Origin of the sequence: Paracoccus nototheniae (assembly GCF_004335005.1) — a bacterium.
Lineage (GTDB): Bacteria > Pseudomonadota > Alphaproteobacteria > Rhodobacterales > Rhodobacteraceae > Paracoccus > Paracoccus nototheniae.
Genome location: NZ_RQRT01000076.1, coordinates 1 through 16,605 on the forward strand (window position 1 = coordinate 1; position 16,605 = coordinate 16,605).

Consider the following 16,605-nt stretch of genomic DNA (forward strand, 5'->3'; position numbering starts at 1 on the left):
GGGTCGATCTTCATGGCGGGTCTCCTTGTCGGAACCTGAGGGATCGGAACGACGGGGCGGACGCGGGAAAAGAACCCGATCAGAGCGTGTGCAGCAGCACCGCGACCCACAGGATCAGGCTGGCGGCGATGGCTGCGGGCAGGATCGGAAAGGCGCTTTCGCGGTCGGTCATGGACTGGTTGCGACGCAGATAGGCTTCTGTGTGGATGTCGAACATGTGGTCCTCCGGTCTTGTCTGCGGTTCCGGCGACCGGGTCCGGGCCGTGGGGGCCGCTGCGATCGCCTCTTTATACTCACATAACACTACAATGTTTATCGTGTATTGCGAGTCTAAAAAGTCCCCGCGAAAGAGAATGCTTTTCTATCGGTCGCGGGTGTCGAAGGGGCAGGTCCGTCCCCCTGCCGCCGCGTCGACCCAGCCCATGCGCCAGACGGAGCGAGCAATCCGATGACAGGCAGACAGATCCGGCCGCGCCCCGATCGCGTCCCGTCTGCATCAGACCCTGACGACGGCTATCGGCCTCATGCCGGGCGTGAGGTCTGAGGGCATCGCGTTGGAGGCGGGGTGCAGGCGTTGATCGGCGTTCCGGGCGGCATGGGGTTTTCCGCGGCGATCTGGATTTCTCGGGTGCCGGTTTGTGGCGACGCCGTGCTGAAACACTATTCGATGCTGACCTGACAGGATAAAACCATCGGGATGGTTCTGCGGACTTCGCGGCCCTTTCCCCGCGCGGCCCCGTCGCTGACATCGAAGGCAAGCGCCGCCTGTGCCTCGAGGCACGGGCGGCGGTCATGTCGGATCGATCCCGTGCCTTAGAACCGCAGATCGGCGGTGATCGCGATGCTGCGTCCCGGTTCCAGTTGCTGATCCAGCGACGAGTAATCGGCTCCATAGGTCGCCCGGTCGGCATAGGCGCGATCGAACAGGTTGTTCACCTCGGCCCGCAGGGTCAGATTGCGATAGGCCGCCGGTTCGTATTCGGCGAACACATCCACGACCGTATAGCTGGGCCAGTCGCGGTCGGTATCGGGACCATCATGTTTTTCCTTGATGGCATGCTGCACGATGCCGCCGACAGACAGGCCCGTCTGGATTTCGTGCCGCGCCTCCAGCACCAGCATCGCGCCGGGAATGGTGCCGATGTCGCGCAGATCATAGCTGCCCGCGCCCTCGCCATCCAAGGTCACATCGGTGTCGCTGTAACGCAGCGCGGCGAAACCGCCCTGCCAGTCCTGCCGGGCCGAGATGCGGAACCCCTCGCTTTCCAGTTCGCGCGAGATCAGGCCCTTGCGCAGGTTGCCGATGGTGGTGCGGAACGCCTCGGCCCCAAGCGTCGTGCCGCCCCGCGTCCATTCGACGCCCAGCAGCAGGTTGCGCGCCCGCGTCGGCCGCAATGCGTCATAGGCATCGGGCTCCAGCAGCGGAAAATCCATGTCATAGACGCTGGACAACTGCGTTCCCCCGAAAACCGAGGACATGCCAGCATTCACGCTGAGCGCGTCGGTCGCGTGCCAGGTCACGGCGGCGTTGACGCTGCCGCCGTCGCTGTCCAGATCCTGCCCCCCTGCGCCGGTGAACCGGTTCCAGTCATAGCGCAGGCCCGCACTGTAATCGAAGGCCCCCTGCGCGCCCCGCGCCTGCGCGAAGATCCCGGTGTTCTTGCGGCTTTCACTGAAGATTGCAAAGGTTTGCTCGATATCGGCCCGGTCGTAGTAAAGCCCGTCATAGCGGGCATCCGAATCCTGATGATCGACGCCAAAGCTCAGTTCGGTCGTCCCCAGGGTCATGGTATTCTTGGCCGTGAAGGTGACCGTCTCGGCATCGCCGTTGTTGAAGGCGGCCTGGCGCCCATCGGGCCGGGGCAGATCTTGCGTGTCCAGTTGGTAATCCGATCTGGACAGCTGGATTTCCGGGTTGAACATCCCATCCGCGGCCTTGCGGGTCAGGCGCAGGGTCTGGGTCTGCTGGTCCATTGCGTAAAGGCGCGGCTCGGACTGGCCACCAAAGTTCGGCCTGTAGGGCCGCAGCGATTCGTCCTGAAAGCTGATCGCGCCCAGTTCCGCCCGCCATTCGCCGAATTCGGCGCCCAGTTTCAGCGCATAGCTGTTCAGATCGGCGCCGGTGAAGGGCAGGGTGCGGCCATTGCCGTCATCATAGGCCTCGCCGGTGGCGCGCTTGGCATAGACCAGCGCATCGATGGGCCCCTGACGCCCGAACAGCGTCAGCGCGCCGGTCGCGGTCTTGCCGTTATCGGTATAGCCAAGCGTGGCGCGTCCGCCGAAATCGCGCCCGTCCTCCAAGAGGTCCAGCGCCGATTTCGTCTCGTAGGCGATGGACCCGGCCAGTGCGCCGAAACCCGCATCCGCCGGGGCCACGCCCGGATCGACGCGTGCGGCCTTCAGCAGGCCGGGGTCGATCATGTTGGTGCCCGTGTGGTGGAACATGCGGTTGTTCTGCGCCGCGCCATCGACGCTGACGGCCAGCTGCGTCTCGTCCACACCATTGACGAAGACGCGTTCGGAAATGGCGATGCCGCTGCTGACCGACACGCTTGGTTCGGCGCGAAAGACGTCTTCCAGCGATCCGGTGCGGGCATCCTCGATCTGCTCGGGGGATGCGGCGATCTGGCCGGGCTGGGCGCTGTCGCTGGTCAGGGTGATCGGGTCCAGAACAACGGTCTGGGACAGGGCGATCGTGGGAAAAAGGGCCGTGCCAAGCAGCAGGGCAGCCATACGGTTCGCGGGCATCAGTGTCTCCTCCGGGACGGGGTCTGACGCTGGCTGTGGCTGCGGGCCGGGCTGGCAATGAGGTCTTTTAGGCAATGTTCACGCCCTTGTTAACCCCAAACACGCATCCGCCGCGCCGCCCGATATCACCACACCGTCACGCACTGTCGGGCAGCGAAAACGCGGTCCCGGCTTGGCAGGCGACCGGTGCCCGGCAATCATCGTCGCATTCAGGGCGCCGGCAAGATCGTCCCGGTCCGGGTGATCGGCCTGGCCGCGTCAGCCAACGGCGCTGACATCCGGTCCTGTCAGACGCGTGTCACGCGGACGGCCTGCGGTGTCTGGCCGTACCTGCGGCGAAACATCCGACTGAGATGCGAGGAATCGCAGAACCCGCATTCCAGCGCGATCTGCAAGATGGGCCGGTTCCCGGTGACGATCAGATGATGGGCCAGCGACAGGCGCATGTCCAGAAAAGCCGCCTGCGGCGAGGTTCCCACCGCCGCCTGAAAATGGCGTTCAAGCTGGCGTTTGCCGTGACCGATACGCCGCGCAATATCGGCTACGGTCAGCGGCTGTTCCATGTTCTGCTGCATCATCAGCAGCGCCCGAAGCACCATCGGGTCGCGGGTCTTGAAATCCATCGTGATGCCGGGTTGCGGCTTGTCGGCCTGCAACGCCTCGTCGATGATCATGATATGCAGGCTTTTGCTGGCCTGCGCGGGACCGACATGCTTGTTCACCAGATAGGCAGCCAGATGGGCCGAACTGGCGCCCCCCGAACAGGTCAGCCGGTCGCGGTCGACGACAAAGATCTGGTCGGTCACCGGGTCCAATCCCTCGAACCGGTCCAGAAAATCAGCATGGTGAAACCAGCTGACGCAACAGCGATAGCCCTGCAAAAGCCCCGCCTGATGCAACAGGAACGCCCCTGTGCAGACGCCCACCAGCGGCACGCCCGCCGCCGCAGCCTCGTGCAGGAACCGGTGACAGGCGGGGGGCAACAGGGCCTCTTCCTCCATCAGGCCGCCGATCACGACGATGTAATCAAAGCGGGCCGGGTCGCCGAACCGTTCCTTGGGCTGGACGCTGATCCCGCAGCTGGAGGTGACGGGGTCGCTGCTTTCCGACAGCACCGTCCAGTTGCACAGGATCGGACGGCTGCGATCGCCCTCGTCCGCAGCAAGGCGAAGCACGTCCACGAAATTGGCGAATGCGCATAAGGTAAAGTGGCGCGCCAGAATGAAGCCGACGGACAGGCGGGCGCTGCCTTGTCGGCGGCGCAGCGGGCGTGTCCCGGACGCAGGTGTCACGGACGGGTTGGCAGGGGCGGGCAGCGGGGACATCGGGGCCATGCGGAACGGGATAGGGATGTTTCGTGTCGTAGCCCTTATCCTGCGATGACGCAAATATCCTGTCGGGGGGGCGCGCGAACGGGCATTGTCGGGGCCAATCGCCGCATCATGCGACGCATCTATCCGGCCGCCCGCCGAAGGGCTGTCCAACAAGGGGAACCGTCATGACCATTCCGGTGACCCGGGTCGTCGATCACCACGCGATCCTTCGCGCCAGGGCGGATCGCTCGGATGTCGATTTTATTGCCTGAAACTGCCAAAACTGTAACAGACCAGCGGCTTGGCCGTACCCTTCCAGCCTCAAGGATCAATCAGATGTCTTCATTCCCGCAACGCGCCCGTGTCGTCATCGTCGGCCTTGGTGGCATCGTCGGTGCATCGGTCGCGCATCACCTTATCGAGAATGGCTGGGACGATATCGTCGGCATCGACAAGTCGGGCATCCCCACGGATATCGGATCGACCGCGCATGCCTCGGATTTCTGCTATGCGACCAGCCATGACCTGCTGTCGTGCTGGACCACCATGTATTCCATGGATTTTTATGAAAAGCTGGGCAATTACAAGCGTATCGGCGGGCTGGAGGTCGCGCGCGTGGGCGACGGCGCCCGCATGGCCGAACTGAGGCGCCGCGTCGACAGCGGCCGGGCCTTCGGCACCAATGTCAGCATCATCTCGGCCGCCGAGGCCAAGGCGAAATTCCCCCTGCTGGAGGAAGACCAGATCCAGGGCGCCTTGTGGGATCCCGACGCGGGCCTTGTGGTGCCCCGCTCTCAGACCGTGGCGGGCAAGCTGGTGGACATGGGCGTGAATGACGGCAAGCTGAAGATCTTTGCCAACACCCCGGCGCTGGAACTGCTGCACGAGAATGGCCGCATCACCGGCGTGCGCACCTCGCGCGGCACGATCATGGCCGATCATGTCGTGGTCTGTGCGGGCCTGTGGGGCCGCCTGATCGCCGAGATGGCGGGCGAGGATCTGCCGGTGATGCCGGTCGATCACCCTCTGACCTTTTTCGGCCCCTATGACGAATTCGCCGGAACCGGGCTGGAGATCGGGCGCCCGCTGCTGCGCGATCAGGGCAACTCGGCCTATCTGCGCGATACGGGCGATCCGAACACGACCGAGGGTGGCCAGATCGAATGGGGCTATTACTATGAAAAAGACGTGCGAATGGTTCACCCGCGCGATCTGCTGGAAAAGCATCAGGCGCGCCTGTCGCCCTCGCAGCGCGATCTGGTGCTGGATGACGTGATCGAGCCCCTGGAACGCGCGATGGAGCTGACGCCGATTCTGGCGGAACTGGGTTTCAACGAAAGCCATTCGTTCAACGGGCTGCTGCAGACCACGACCGATGGTGGCCCGTCGATGGGCGAAAGCCGCAAGCTGCGGGGCCTGTGGTATGCCGTGGCGATCTGGGTCAAGGACGGCCCCGGCATGGGCAAGCTGATCGCCGACTGGATGACCAAGGGCCGCACCGATATCGACCATCACGCCATCGATTATGCGCGCTTCAACGACTTCCAGCTGACCGAGGATTTCATTTCCGGGCGCTGTCAGGAAACCGCCGCCAAGATCTATAACCCCCCGGTTCACCCGCGAGAGCCCTTCGGCAATGGCCGCGGCATCCGCCGGTCGCCCTTTCACGCCCGCGAGGTCGAATTGGGGGGGTACTTCATGGAGCTTGGGGGCTGGGAACGCGCCCATGGCTATGGCGCCAACGAGCATCTGTTGGAAAAATACGCAGGTCAGGTGCCCGAGCGCCTGAACGAATGGGACAGCCGTCATTTCTGGCGCGTGTCCAATGCCGAGCAACTGGAAATGAGCAGCGATTGCGGCATCATCAACCTGTCGCATTTTCACATGACAGACATTGCCGGGCCGGACCATGTGGCGCTGTTGGAATGGCTGTGCGCGGCCAAGATCGGCGGGGATGCCAATATCGGCAAGGGCATCTATACCCACATGCTGGACCAGCAGGGGATGGTCCGGGCCGACTTTACCGTCTTCCGCATGGCCGACCGCTGCCGGTTGGTGAACGGCGCCGATGCCGGGCCGCGCGATCTGATGTACATGCGCCGCGTGGCGCAGGACAAGGGTTTCGACGTCACCATCACCGATGTGACCGAGGATTATACCACCATCGGCATCTGGGGTCCGAACGCCCGTGAAAACCTGAAGAAGATCGTGGCCGAACCCGATGCGCTGGACGCCGATGTCTTCCCCTTTGCGGCCATTCGCCCCATCCGGATCGCGGGCAGGACCGTCACCGCCTTCCGCATCTCTTATGTCGGGGAACAGGGGTGGGAACTGCACATGCCCTATGCCGACGGGCTGGCGGTGTGGGATGCGCTGCGCGACGCGGGGGTCATGGCCGTGGGGGTCGAAACCTATGCCAATTCGCGCCGTCTGGAAAAATCGCTGCGCCTGCAGAATGCGGATCTGCTGACCCAATACAACCTGTACGAGGCCGACCTGTCGCGCCCCAAGATCAAGGATGCGGATTTCGTCGGCAAGGCGAAACATCAGGAATACCGCGAACGCGCCAACCAGCCGGCGATGCTGTGCACGCTGGTCATGACCGACAATATCGACAAGGACGGCGTGGCGCGCTTTCCGGTGGGCACCCTGCCGGTCATGGACCCCGAGACCGGAAAGGTGCTGATCGACGATCTGGGGCGCCGGTCCTATACCACCTCGGTCGCCTATGGTCCGACGGTCGGCAGGAATATCGCGCTGGCCTATCTGCCTTGGGACTATTGTCAGGAAGGCCGCAGGCTGCAGGTGAGCTATTTCGACGAGGTTTATCCTGTTGAGGTGGCGGGCGTCGGCTATAAGCCGCTATACGATCCGCAAAACCTCAAACCGCGCAGCTGACCTGTCTGCCCTGCATCGGGTCGGTTCATCTGCCAGCGCGACCGCCCGTGGCGGTTGCGCTGGCGCCTTGCCCGGCCAGCCTGCCAGACGCTGCGCCATGCGCGGGCCGGTCCGGGCGTCGACAGGGTCCGCGACCATCAGAAACGCTTTGGCGCCGCCGATGCGGGCATCACCCCGCAGGTGGACAACGGCAGGACCGCCGAGGGTTTGACCGGGACGGCCCAACCGGTCTTTCGGGATGAGGGCATCGCCCATGACTGCAGGACCGGCAACAGGGTGCCGGCAGCGGCTCGGGTGGCGGGCGTAGCCCTTTCTTTGGGCTGCCGCATTCGCAAGGTCTTTGGCGACGGGCCTAAGGGTCACAACCGCGCCATCAGCGACGGCAAGATCGAAAAGGGTTATATCCCTGCCTGCCCATCGAACCGGCGCGGCATGGTCACGCCTGAGGTCCGGGCCGGGGTCAGTTGCCGGAGGGGAGGGTTCGGACCTCGCCCGCCGTCACGCCCCCCCGACTGGCCTTCATCTCGCGCGTCAGGCATCCCGGCCAGCACATGGTCCAGATCGTGCCACAAGAAGACGACGGGCCGATCGGGGCTTCCTCGGCCTCAAGTCAAGATCAGGCCGATCTCTTCCTCGGTCAGCAGCCTCCACTGACCGGGCGCCAAGTTGTCCGGCAAAGACAGACCCCCAAGACGCTCTCGGTGCAGATCCTCGACATGATTGCCCGTGGCCGCGAACATGCGGCGAACCTGATGGTAGCGGCCCTCGGTCACGGTCAGCAGGGCCTCGGTGTGCGAGACGACCTCCAGCGCGGCGGGGGCCAGCGGCTTGTCGTCGCTTTCCAGCCGCAGATGCCCCGAGGCAAACACCCTGCCTTCGCTGCCGTCCAGCGGGCGGGCCAGCGTCACGCGATAGGTTTTCCTGACCTCTCGTTTGGGGCTGATGATCCGGTGCAGCAGGCCACCATCATCCGTCAGCAGCAAGAGGCCCGAGGTCTGCTTGTCCAGACGGCCGATTGTCGAGATCATCGGATCGCGCCGTTTCCAGCGCGCGGGCAACAGGTCATAGACGAGGGGGCCGTCCTCTTTGTGCGAGCAGGTCATACCCAAAGGTTTGTTCAGCAGAATGACCATGCCCGCAAGCGGGTCGAGCGCCCGGCCGTCGATCGACATGCGAACCGGCAGATCCGACGTGAGAGGCACGCGTTTGGTGACGTCGAAAAGTCTGGCAGCGTCCAGAGTGATCCGGCCCGCTTTGGCCAGTCGGGCGATTTCGGTGCGCGAGCCATAGCCCATGGAGGACAACAGCCTGTCGATGCGGGACGTTGGAATTTCAGGCACGGCTTTTGATCCCTTTCGCAGCCTGACAGGCCTCGTCGATATGATTGGCGATGGTCTGGTCCGAACCCGCGCGCGGATCGATCTGGGACGGCCTATGGCTGGCACGATGGTGATTTGTCCCGCAGCGCGGGATGGCGCAGGGTGGGGTGAAAGACCCGCATCGGATGTCACGCAAATGCTTCATGCCTTCCGTCTGGCCGCCGTGATCTGTGCCGTTTTACCCTGCGCAGCGCTGGCACATCCGCATGTCTTTGTCGATGTCTCGCTGACGCTGCGCTATGACGCGCAGGGACGGCTGGCGGGTATTGACGAGGTCTGGGCCTATGATGAGCTGTATTCGCTGCTGATGCTGACCGAGGCGGGGGTCGAGGGCACTGTCGATCCGGGCCAGATGGCCGCGCTGCGGGGGCTGGATGCCAATTGGGATCCGCTGAACGGCGGCAGGCTGACGGTAGAGCCGCCGGATGGGCCTGCCGTTCTTGCGCAGCCGCGCCATCTGTCGACACAGTGGCAGGGGAACCGCATGGTAACCCGGCGCCGTCATGCGCTAAGCCCGCCGGTGGCGGGCGATGGGCCGGTCTTTGTCCGGGTCTATGACCCGACCTATTATGTGGATTTCGCGATGCCGTCGCAGGTCGTCATTCAGGGCCGCGCCGGATGCCAGGCCTCGCTGCAATCGGGACAGACACGCGGACAGGATGACGCCTATGCCGCCACCCTGCGGGCGGCACTGGCGCAAGAGCTGGACCGTGCCGGGCCAGACGATGTGCAGGTCGATATCGGCGCGGTCGGTGCCGACAGCATCGCCGTCAGCTGCGGGCGCTGACAGGGGGCATGCCCGTCACGATCCGTCGTTCTGTTGGTGCCTGTCTTCGGCCACAGGGGTTCCGGACCGGCGGTCATCTGTTCTGCCGACCTGTCGCATGCGGTCTGGCAATGCGGCTGGTCCGGTCGGTCTGTGCCGGGGTTCTTACAGGCTCCGGCTGTTCGGGACGATGCTGGACAGCGTGCAGCACGGACGGATGCAGGGCACCAAAGGCAGGCGCGATGGTCTTGGGTCGAAGGATCGCGCTGCCTTGCAGCCCGCCCGGCAGATCAACCGGACAGTGCCCATCTGCGCGACCGGACGTCGCGTTCGGACCGCTGCGAATTTCGTTACATAAGACAGATTATTCTGTCCAAATGTCACCCCAGTGCCCCCTCGTCCAGCCTTAACCTCGCCCCGACACATCCGGACACATCTCGTTTATCCGACCCGTTCCACGGATGCATTGCGCGATATTTCAGGTATCAATCTCTTTGGAAACGGGAAACCCGGCTTTCCGGGTCCGGCATGACGAATGATGCGGCATCAGCCGCGCGGTTCGTGATGATCAAGGGGGAGGATAAGATGGTGCGACGTCTTTGTTTGTCTGCGATGCTTGCCAGCGGGGTCGCACTGGGGGGCAATGCCGCTTGGGCAGACCCGGATCTGGGCGAGATGGTCGGCACCATCGCGCGGTCCCTGATGGAGCAGCAGCAGGTCGCCCAGGATGCGGCGCTGTGGGACGGGGTTGTCGATAACGGCACGGCGGCGGCCTATCGCCAATATCTGAACACCTATCCCCAAGGCGTGCATGCACGCGAGGCGCGGCAGCGGCTGTCGGATCTGGAACAGGGCAGCGCGCCGGGCAATACCACCGGTCAAGGGACCGCCGCGCAAGCCGAAGCCCGGCTTGGTCTGACGCGGGCCGACCGGGTGGCCATCCAGCGAAGGCTGGCCGCGCTGGATTTCTATAATTCGGGCATCGATGGTGTTTTTGGCGCGGGAACGCGGCGGGCGATTGCGGCCTGGCAGGCCTCGCGGCAGCTTCCGGGCAAGGGGTATCTGAACGCCAATCAATCGCGCAGGCTGCTGGGTGCCAATCAGGCGGCCCCTGCCCCGGCACCCGGGCCCGACAACTCTGCCGCATCGCCCGCGCAGGCCGAGCTTGATCTGGGGCTGACGCGAAACGCGCGCGTGCAGATCCAGCGCAACCTGATAGCCCTGGGTTATGATCCCAAGGGGGCGGATGGGCTGTTCGGCATGGGCACGCGCGACGCCATCCGGGGCTGGCAGCAAAGCAACGGTCAGCGCGCGACGGGCTATGTCACCGCGGCTCAGGTCCGGTCGCTGCAGGCCGCTGCCGATGCGCGCGGAACCGGGTCGGTGGACCGCCCGGCGGCGGCGATCGATGAAGACCTGCTGGGGCTGACCAGAGCCGAGCGGACCGGGGTCCAGCAACGGCTGATCGGGCTGGGCTATCTGACCGGGGGCGCGGACGGTGTTTTCGGATCGGCGACCCGCAATGCCATTCGCCGCTGGCAGGGCGATAATGGCGCGGCAGAAAGCGGCTATCTGACCGCGGAACAGGTCAGGACGCTGCAGCGGCAAGCGCGGATCTAGCACATGGGCGACAGGGCGGGCGATGACGCCACGCCCTGTTCGCGGGTCCGGGCGCACCGTCAGGCGACCGTGGCCGTGGCCGTGGCCCCTGCCCCGGACGGTGCGGCCGGTCAGGGCGATAATCCATGCCGCCCCGACCGACGAGTGCTGCGTGAAAGCCGTCCCGATGGCAGGCAATCGATGGCGATTGATGCCGGTGGCCACGGTTGCGCGATCAGCAGCGGACATCGCGCCCGCCCCATCCCGAAAGGCCGCGACCATGGGCGCAAGGATACCCTACCAGGCGTTATAGCCCAGATATTTCCCCGACATCTCCAGCTTGACGCGGTCGCCCTTGGGATTGGCCTCGCGCGACAGGCTCATCTCGAAATCGATGGCGGACATGATGCCGGTGCCGAATTTCTCTTCGATCAGGGCCTTGATGGTCGGGCCATAGACGCCGACGATCTCGTACAGGCGATAGATGCAGGGATCGGTGGGCACCGCCTGGCTCCAGATCTTGGTGGGCGGTTCGGACAGCAGATCGGCAGCCTCGGCGGGCAGATCCAGCGCCGCGACCAGCGCCTGCGCCTTGTCCGAGGGAAAGGCGTTCATGCCCATGCAGGCGGAATGGGTGAAGACGGGGGACATGCCGATCGTCTCGGCGATCCCCTCCCATGTCAGGCGGCCTGCCTTTTTCGCAGTCAGGATCAGGGCGGTCACATCCTCTCGGGTCAGGGCGGCGGTCATCTGGGTCTGGTCTTTCATGGGTCTCTCCTTGTCAAAGCGGGGTTACAGGCCAAGGTCCGACAGGCCCGGATGATCGGGCGGACGCGGGCCTTGGGGCCAGTGGAACAGGCGGTCGCCGGACGCGATCGTCAGATCGTTGATCGAGGCATGGCGCACGGCCATCAGGCCCGTTGCGTCGAACTGCCAGTTTTCGTTGCCATAGCTGCGAAACCACTGGCCCGCGGCGTCGTGCCATTCATAACAGAACCGCACCGCGATCCGGTCGGCGCCGTGGCTCCAGACCTGCTTGATCAGACGGTAATCCCGTTCGCGCTGCCATTTGCGGGTCAGAAAGGCCCGCACCTGATCGCGGCCCTGCAGAAAGTCGCAGCGGTTCCGCCAGACCGTGTCGGGCGTATAGGCCAGCGCCACCCGGTCGGGGTCGCGGCTGTTCCACGCATCCTCGGCCATGCGGGCCTTGGTGATGGCATCATCGCCGGAAAACGGCGGCAGCGGAGGGCGCGTCATTCCGCCGCCGCCCGGATCGCCGTCATGTCGATGCGGACGGTCCGGGGACTTTGGGCGGCACCGTCCGGCGCCTGTCCCGACAGCTCTTTCGAGCGATTGCCCAGAAACTGCACCAGATGGTTGCGGATCGCATAATAGTTGGGGTGATCGACGATTTCCGTCCTTGCGCGGGGGCGAGGAATGGTGATCTGCACCGATTCCGCCACGCGGGCAAAGGGGCCGTTGGTCATCAGCAGGATGCGGTCGGCCAACAGGATCGCCTCGTCGATGTCATGGGTGATCATGAACACGGTCTGGTTCGTGCCGCCCCAGATCTTCAGCAGCTCGTCCTGAATGGTGCCCCGCGTCAGCGCGTCCAGCGCGCCGAAGGGCTCGTCCAGCAACAACAGCTTGGGGTGGTTGGCAAAGGCGCGTGCGATGGACACGCGCTGGCGCATGCCCCCCGACAGCTGGCTGGGCTTGCGGTTGATCTGATCGCCGGTCAGGCCGACCATCGACAGATATTCGGTCGAGACCTCGTCGATCTTCGCGCGGGTCCAGTCGGGGTGGCGGGCGCGGACCCCGAAGCGGACATTGCCAAGCGCCGTCAGCCAGGGCAGCAGCGAATAGTTCTGAAAGACGACGCCCCGGTCCAGACTGGGGCCGCTGATCTCGGTCCCGTCCATCGTGACCACGCCGGATGTGGGTTGGGCCAGTCCGGCCAGAATGTTCATGATCGTCGATTTGCCACAGCCGGAATGGCCCAGAATGACGACGAATTCGCCCTTGTCGATGCCGAAGCTGGCATTCTCGAAGACGGTCGTCTGGCCGCCCTTGCCGTCGGGGAAGCGCTGCGACAGACGCTCGACGCTGACGAAGGATTTGGTCATGGGATGTCCTTTTTCATTCGGCATAGGTCAGGCGGCGCTGCAGGACGGCAAAGACGCTGTCCAGCAGCATGCCGGTGATGCCGATCAGCAGGATCGAGAAAATGACCGAGGCCAGATCCAGATTGTTCCATTCGTTCCAGACGTAATATCCGATGCCGGTGCCACCGACCAACATCTCGGCCGCGACGATGACCAGCCAGGCGATGCCGATGGAAATGCGCATGCCGGTGATGATCGTGGGGGCTGCGGCAGGCAGGATCACGGTCAGCGCGGTGCGCAAAGACCCCAGTTCGTGGGTGCGGGCGACATTGACCCAATCGGCGCGCACGCCCGACACCCCAAAGGCGGTGTTCAGCAGCATCGGCCAGATCGAGCAGATGAAGATGACAAAGATCGCGCTGGCCTCGCTGTCCTGAATGACGAACAGCGCCAGCGGCATCCATGCGAGAGGAGAGATCGGGCGCAGCACCTGAATGAACGGGTTCAGCGCCTTGTAGGCGACCGGCGACATGCCGATCAGAAACCCAAGCGGAATCGCGATGATCGCGGCCATCCCGTATCCGGTCAGCACCCGGCCAAGAGAATAGGCGATCTGGATGCCGATCCCCTTGTCGTTCGGCCCCGCATCATAGAATGGATTGCTGAGCTGTTCCCACGCCTTGGTGGCGACCTGCGAGGGTGCGGGAATGCCCGCCCGTGCCGATCCGGCCCCCATCAGGCGTTCGTATTCCGTCATCTCGGTCGCCAGCTGCTGGGCGGGGATCGCCAGTTCCCAGGCCAGCAGAAGCGTGGCGAGGATCAGCACCGACAAAAGCGCGGCGCGGCTGTTTTCGGACCATGTCCCGTTCATGCGCCGCGACCGATGGCAAAGCTGGCCAGATACCCCTCGGGGTCGGCGGGATCGAAAGTCTTGCCCATGATGTCATGGGTCCGGTAATTGTCGGCAGGCGCCTCATAGCCCAGTTCGGCCATCACCTTGCGCGCGTCCGAGGCCAGATAGACCTGTTCGGCAATGCCGCGATAATCCACATCGCCCTCGACATAGCCCCATCGCTTCATCTGAGTCAGGATCCAGACGCCCATCGACTGCCACGGGAAGGGGTCGAAATCGATGCGGTCGGGCACCTGGCGCACCTCGCCCAGACCATCGGCAAACGTGCCCGTCAGCACCTGTTCGATCACCGGGACGGGCTGGTTCAGGTAATTGGCGGGCGCGATGGCGGCGGCGATTTCCGTGCGGTTGGCCGGATCGCTGGCATATTGCGTGGCATCGATGATCGCGCGCAGCAACGCGCCATAGGTGTTGGGCATCTCGGTCGCGAAACGCGCGGGGGCGGCAAAGGCGCAGCAGGGATGACACTCCCACAGGTCTTTGGTCAGCAGATGGATAAAGCCGATCCCCTCCCATACGGCGCGCTGGTTGAAGGGGTCGGGTGACAGGAATCCGTCCAGATTGCCCGCCCGCAGGTTCGCCACCATATCCGGCGGCGGCACCACGCGGATCTGGATGTCGCGGTCGGGGTCCAGCCCATGTTCGGCCACATAGTACCGCAGCAGGAAATTGTGCATCGAATATTCGAAGGGCACGCCAAAGGTCAGGCCCTTCCACGATTTGGGATCGCGCTTGTCCAGATGATCATTCGACAGCACGATCGCCTGACCGTTGATGTTCTCGACCGCCGGCATGATGAAGGGTTGCGGCGTGGACCCCGCCCCCATGGTCATCGCCAGGGGCATCGGCGTCAGCATGTGGCTGGCATCATATTCGCCCGACAGCGACTTGTCGCGCGCCACCGCCCAGCCCGCCGTCTTGATCACCGACACGTTCAGCCCATAGCGCGAATAAAAGCCCATCGGTTCGGCCATGATGATCGGGGTGGCGCAGGTGATCGGCACGAAGCCGATGTTCAGATCGGTCTTTTCCAGCGGTCCCAACGCATCCATCACCGCCGCCTTGGCCTGATCCAGCGGCAGGACCGAGGCCAGCGCGGCAGCCATCGTGCCGCCGCCCAGCATTCCCATGAAGGACCGCCGCGACAGATCGCTGTGGCCGAACATTGACCGCACGATGGCGCTTTCGACGGCGCGTCCGATCATCGCCTCGGACGACATCGGGGCGGATTGGGGCGCGGTTTCCGCAATGCTGGCGCAGCCGCGGCAGGCGCAGCCCGCCCCATGGCGCAGGTCGGTCTGTGCCGAAAAGGGATCGCCCAAAGCCTTGATCGTCATGTCGGACCTCATCCAGATTGGTTGGGTCCAGTTTTGCGGCAGAGCATGCGGGACAAAACCCCTGCTGCTGAAAAACGTATGTGGATTTATTATCATTAATTTCAATGGCATAGTGCGTCTTTCCGCGCGCCAATTTTTATGATAATTCGTAATTTACGATTATTCGTATGGTTATTCGTCGCCGCAGACGGCAGAATATCGCCGATGCGCGAACAGATCCCCTCGACCGATTCACCGCTGGACAGCCTGCCGCTGGCCGCGTTGGTGCTGGATACCGGGCGCGACCGCATTGCCTGGGCGAACGAGGCGGCCATCCGCCTGCTCGCCCTGCCCGATCCGGTCACCATCCGCTTTTCCAGCCTGCTGGGGGCGGCGCTGCCCAAGCTGGTGGTCTTTGCCGATGAGGTGGCCCATCGCGGACAGGCCTGGAGCCGCGACATCGCGCTGTCGGACTGTCATGGCCGCCCGTTGCAGCTTGAATTGCGGGCGCGTCCGCTGGCCGGGCGTCCCGATCAACTGCTGCTGACCCTGCTGGACCTGACCGAACTGGAATTGCGGGCCGAGGCGACCGAGGCCGCGCAGACATTCCGGTCGGGCCTGATGGAATGGAAGCGCGCCCAGACCTTCTTTGCGGAACTGGAACGCCAGAACCAGCTGATCCTGAATGCCGCCGGAGAGGGAATCTATGGCGTCAATGCCGAGGGCAAGACGACATTCCTGAACCGCGCGGCGCAGGAAATGCTGGGCTGGACCGCCGCCGACCTGCTGGGCCGCGACATTCATTCGGTGATCCATCATCACCATCTGAACGGCGATTTCTATCCCGCCCATGACTGCCCCATCTATCGCAGCTTTCGGTTCGAACAGATCCACCGGATCGAGAACGAGGTGTTCTGGCGCAAGGATGGCCGTCCGATCCGGGTCGAATATGTCTCGACGCCGATCTATGATCACAAGGTTCTGGCCGGGGCCGTGGTGATCTTTCGCGACATCACCGAACGCTACGAGGCCGAACGCCGCCTGCACGAGGCGCTGGAACAGGTCGATGCGCTGCGCGACCGGCTGGAACAGGAAAATGCCTATCTGCAGGAGGCGATCACCAGCGAACGCGCGCACCACGACATCATCGGCGGATCGGGGGCCACCCGGCAGGTGCTGACCCGCATCGCGCTGGTCGCGCCGACCGATGCGCCGGTGATGATCACCGGCGAGGCGGGCACCGGCAAGGCGCTGGTCGCGACCGCCATCCACAAGGACAGCCCCCGCCATCGCCGTCCGCTGATCACCTTCAAATGCAGCGCCCACGCCCCGGACGCGATCGAGGCCGAGCTGTTCGGCCAGATGCGCAGCCACCAGTTGGGCACGCAGCGCGACCGTCCCGGCAAGCTGGAACTGGCCCATGGCGGCACCCTGTTTCTGGACGATCTGGCCGAAATGCCGCCCGAACTGCAAGGCCGGCTGCTGCATGCGCTGCAGACGGCGCAGGTCACGCGGCTTGGCGATCTGCGCGCCCGGCCGCTGGATATCCGCATCATCACGGCCCTGAC

The 16,605-nt window shown here is 64.3% G+C and carries 13 protein-coding genes; 4 read left to right on the plus strand and 9 right to left on the minus strand.

Going from position 1 to position 16,605, the window contains the following annotated elements; all coding sequences use genetic code 11:
• Positions 1-79: 79 nt before the first annotated feature.
• The 3 genes from EG885_RS22850 to EG885_RS19100 all read right to left on the minus strand — a co-directional run bounded on the left by EG885_RS22850 (position 80) and on the right by EG885_RS19100 (position 4,073).
• Positions 80-217 (minus strand): hypothetical protein, encoded by a 138-nt coding sequence (locus EG885_RS22850; protein WP_165571212.1) that lies wholly within the window; start codon positions 215-217, stop codon positions 80-82.
• Between the two features lie 596 nt (positions 218-813).
• Complete coding sequence (locus EG885_RS19095) at positions 814-2,748, minus strand: TonB-dependent receptor domain-containing protein (protein ID WP_131577784.1); 1,935 nt, start codon at positions 2,746-2,748, stop codon at positions 814-816.
• A gap of 287 nt (positions 2,749-3,035) precedes the next feature.
• On the minus strand, positions 3,036-4,073 hold the full coding sequence (locus EG885_RS19100; RefSeq protein ID WP_131577786.1) for a GlxA family transcriptional regulator: 1,038 nt from the start codon (positions 4,071-4,073) through the stop codon (positions 3,036-3,038).
• A 324-nt stretch (positions 4,074-4,397) separates the two neighbouring features.
• On the opposite strand from EG885_RS19100, the gene EG885_RS19105 reads away from it, so the two are divergent.
• Positions 4,398-6,959: a GcvT family protein gene (locus EG885_RS19105; RefSeq protein ID WP_131577788.1), complete on the plus strand. Its 2,562-nt coding sequence runs from the start codon at positions 4,398-4,400 to the stop codon at positions 6,957-6,959.
• 605 nt (positions 6,960-7,564) lie between these two features.
• On the opposite strand, the gene EG885_RS19110 is transcribed toward EG885_RS19105, so the two are convergent.
• Entirely contained in the window at positions 7,565-8,299 is a 735-nt protein-coding gene (locus EG885_RS19110; RefSeq protein ID WP_165571213.1) for a pseudouridine synthase, read from the minus strand.
• Between the two features lie 175 nt (positions 8,300-8,474).
• Here EG885_RS19110 and EG885_RS19115 point away from each other — a divergent pair, with 175 nt between their 5' ends.
• Positions 8,475-9,125, plus strand: coding sequence for a DUF1007 family protein (locus EG885_RS19115; RefSeq protein ID WP_165571214.1), 651 nt, complete (start codon positions 8,475-8,477; stop codon positions 9,123-9,125).
• A gap of 564 nt (positions 9,126-9,689) precedes the next feature.
• Complete coding sequence (locus EG885_RS19120) at positions 9,690-10,724, plus strand: peptidoglycan-binding domain-containing protein (protein ID WP_165571215.1); 1,035 nt, start codon at positions 9,690-9,692, stop codon at positions 10,722-10,724.
• 276 nt (positions 10,725-11,000) lie between these two features.
• Here the strand turns inward: EG885_RS19120 and cynS are convergent, their stop codons facing one another.
• The 5 genes from cynS to EG885_RS19145 are packed head-to-tail and all read right to left on the minus strand — an operon-like array spanning position 11,001 to position 15,058.
• Complete coding sequence (gene cynS, locus EG885_RS19125) at positions 11,001-11,471, minus strand: cyanase (RefSeq protein WP_207392336.1); 471 nt, start codon at positions 11,469-11,471, stop codon at positions 11,001-11,003.
• A gap of 24 nt (positions 11,472-11,495) precedes the next feature.
• Entirely contained in the window at positions 11,496-11,960 is a 465-nt protein-coding gene (locus tag EG885_RS19130; protein ID WP_131577797.1) for a nuclear transport factor 2 family protein, read from the minus strand.
• Positions 11,957-12,829, minus strand: coding sequence for an ABC transporter ATP-binding protein (locus tag EG885_RS19135; RefSeq protein WP_131577800.1), 873 nt, complete (start codon positions 12,827-12,829; stop codon positions 11,957-11,959). The genes EG885_RS19130 and EG885_RS19135 overlap by 4 nt, the downstream gene beginning before the upstream one ends.
• 13 nt (positions 12,830-12,842) lie before the next feature.
• A complete protein-coding gene (ntrB, locus tag EG885_RS19140) occupies positions 12,843-13,679 on the minus strand; it encodes a nitrate ABC transporter permease (protein WP_131577803.1) in 837 nt (278 codons plus the stop codon).
• Positions 13,676-15,058 (minus strand): CmpA/NrtA family ABC transporter substrate-binding protein, encoded by a 1,383-nt coding sequence (locus EG885_RS19145; RefSeq protein ID WP_131577806.1) that lies wholly within the window; start codon positions 15,056-15,058, stop codon positions 13,676-13,678. The genes ntrB and EG885_RS19145 overlap by 4 nt, the downstream gene beginning before the upstream one ends.
• A 204-nt stretch (positions 15,059-15,262) precedes the next feature.
• On the opposite strand from EG885_RS19145, the gene EG885_RS19150 reads away from it, so the two are divergent.
• Positions 15,263-16,605, plus strand: a 1,343-nt coding sequence (locus tag EG885_RS19150; protein ID WP_131577809.1) for a sigma 54-interacting transcriptional regulator, incomplete at its 3' end; no start/stop codon positions are given.

Bases quoted from the DNA above. Each gene is read 5' to 3' on its own strand.
- EG885_RS22850 (WP_165571212.1), bottom strand. From the start codon at position 217: ATGTTCGACATCCACACAGAAGCCTATCTGCGTCGCAACCAGTCCATG.
- EG885_RS19095 (WP_131577784.1), bottom strand. From the start codon at position 2,748: ATGCCCGCGAACCGTATGGCTGCCCTGCTGCTTGGCACGGCCCTTTTT.
- EG885_RS19100 (WP_131577786.1), bottom strand. From the start codon at position 4,073: ATGTCCCCGCTGCCCGCCCCTGCCAACCCGTCCGTGACACCTGCGTCC.
- EG885_RS19105 (WP_131577788.1), top strand. From the start codon at position 4,398: ATGTCTTCATTCCCGCAACGCGCCCGTGTCGTCATCGTCGGCCTTGGT.
- EG885_RS19115 (WP_165571214.1), top strand. From the start codon at position 8,475: ATGCTTCATGCCTTCCGTCTGGCCGCCGTGATCTGTGCCGTTTTACCC.
- EG885_RS19120 (WP_165571215.1), top strand. From the start codon at position 9,690: ATGGTGCGACGTCTTTGTTTGTCTGCGATGCTTGCCAGCGGGGTCGCA.
- cynS (WP_207392336.1), bottom strand. From the start codon at position 11,471: ATGAAAGACCAGACCCAGATGACCGCCGCCCTGACCCGAGAGGATGTG.
- EG885_RS19130 (WP_131577797.1), bottom strand. From the start codon at position 11,960: ATGACGCGCCCTCCGCTGCCGCCGTTTTCCGGCGATGATGCCATCACC.
- EG885_RS19135 (WP_131577800.1), bottom strand. From the start codon at position 12,829: ATGACCAAATCCTTCGTCAGCGTCGAGCGTCTGTCGCAGCGCTTCCCC.
- ntrB (WP_131577803.1), bottom strand. From the start codon at position 13,679: ATGAACGGGACATGGTCCGAAAACAGCCGCGCCGCGCTTTTGTCGGTG.
- EG885_RS19145 (WP_131577806.1), bottom strand. From the start codon at position 15,058: ATGACGATCAAGGCTTTGGGCGATCCCTTTTCGGCACAGACCGACCTG.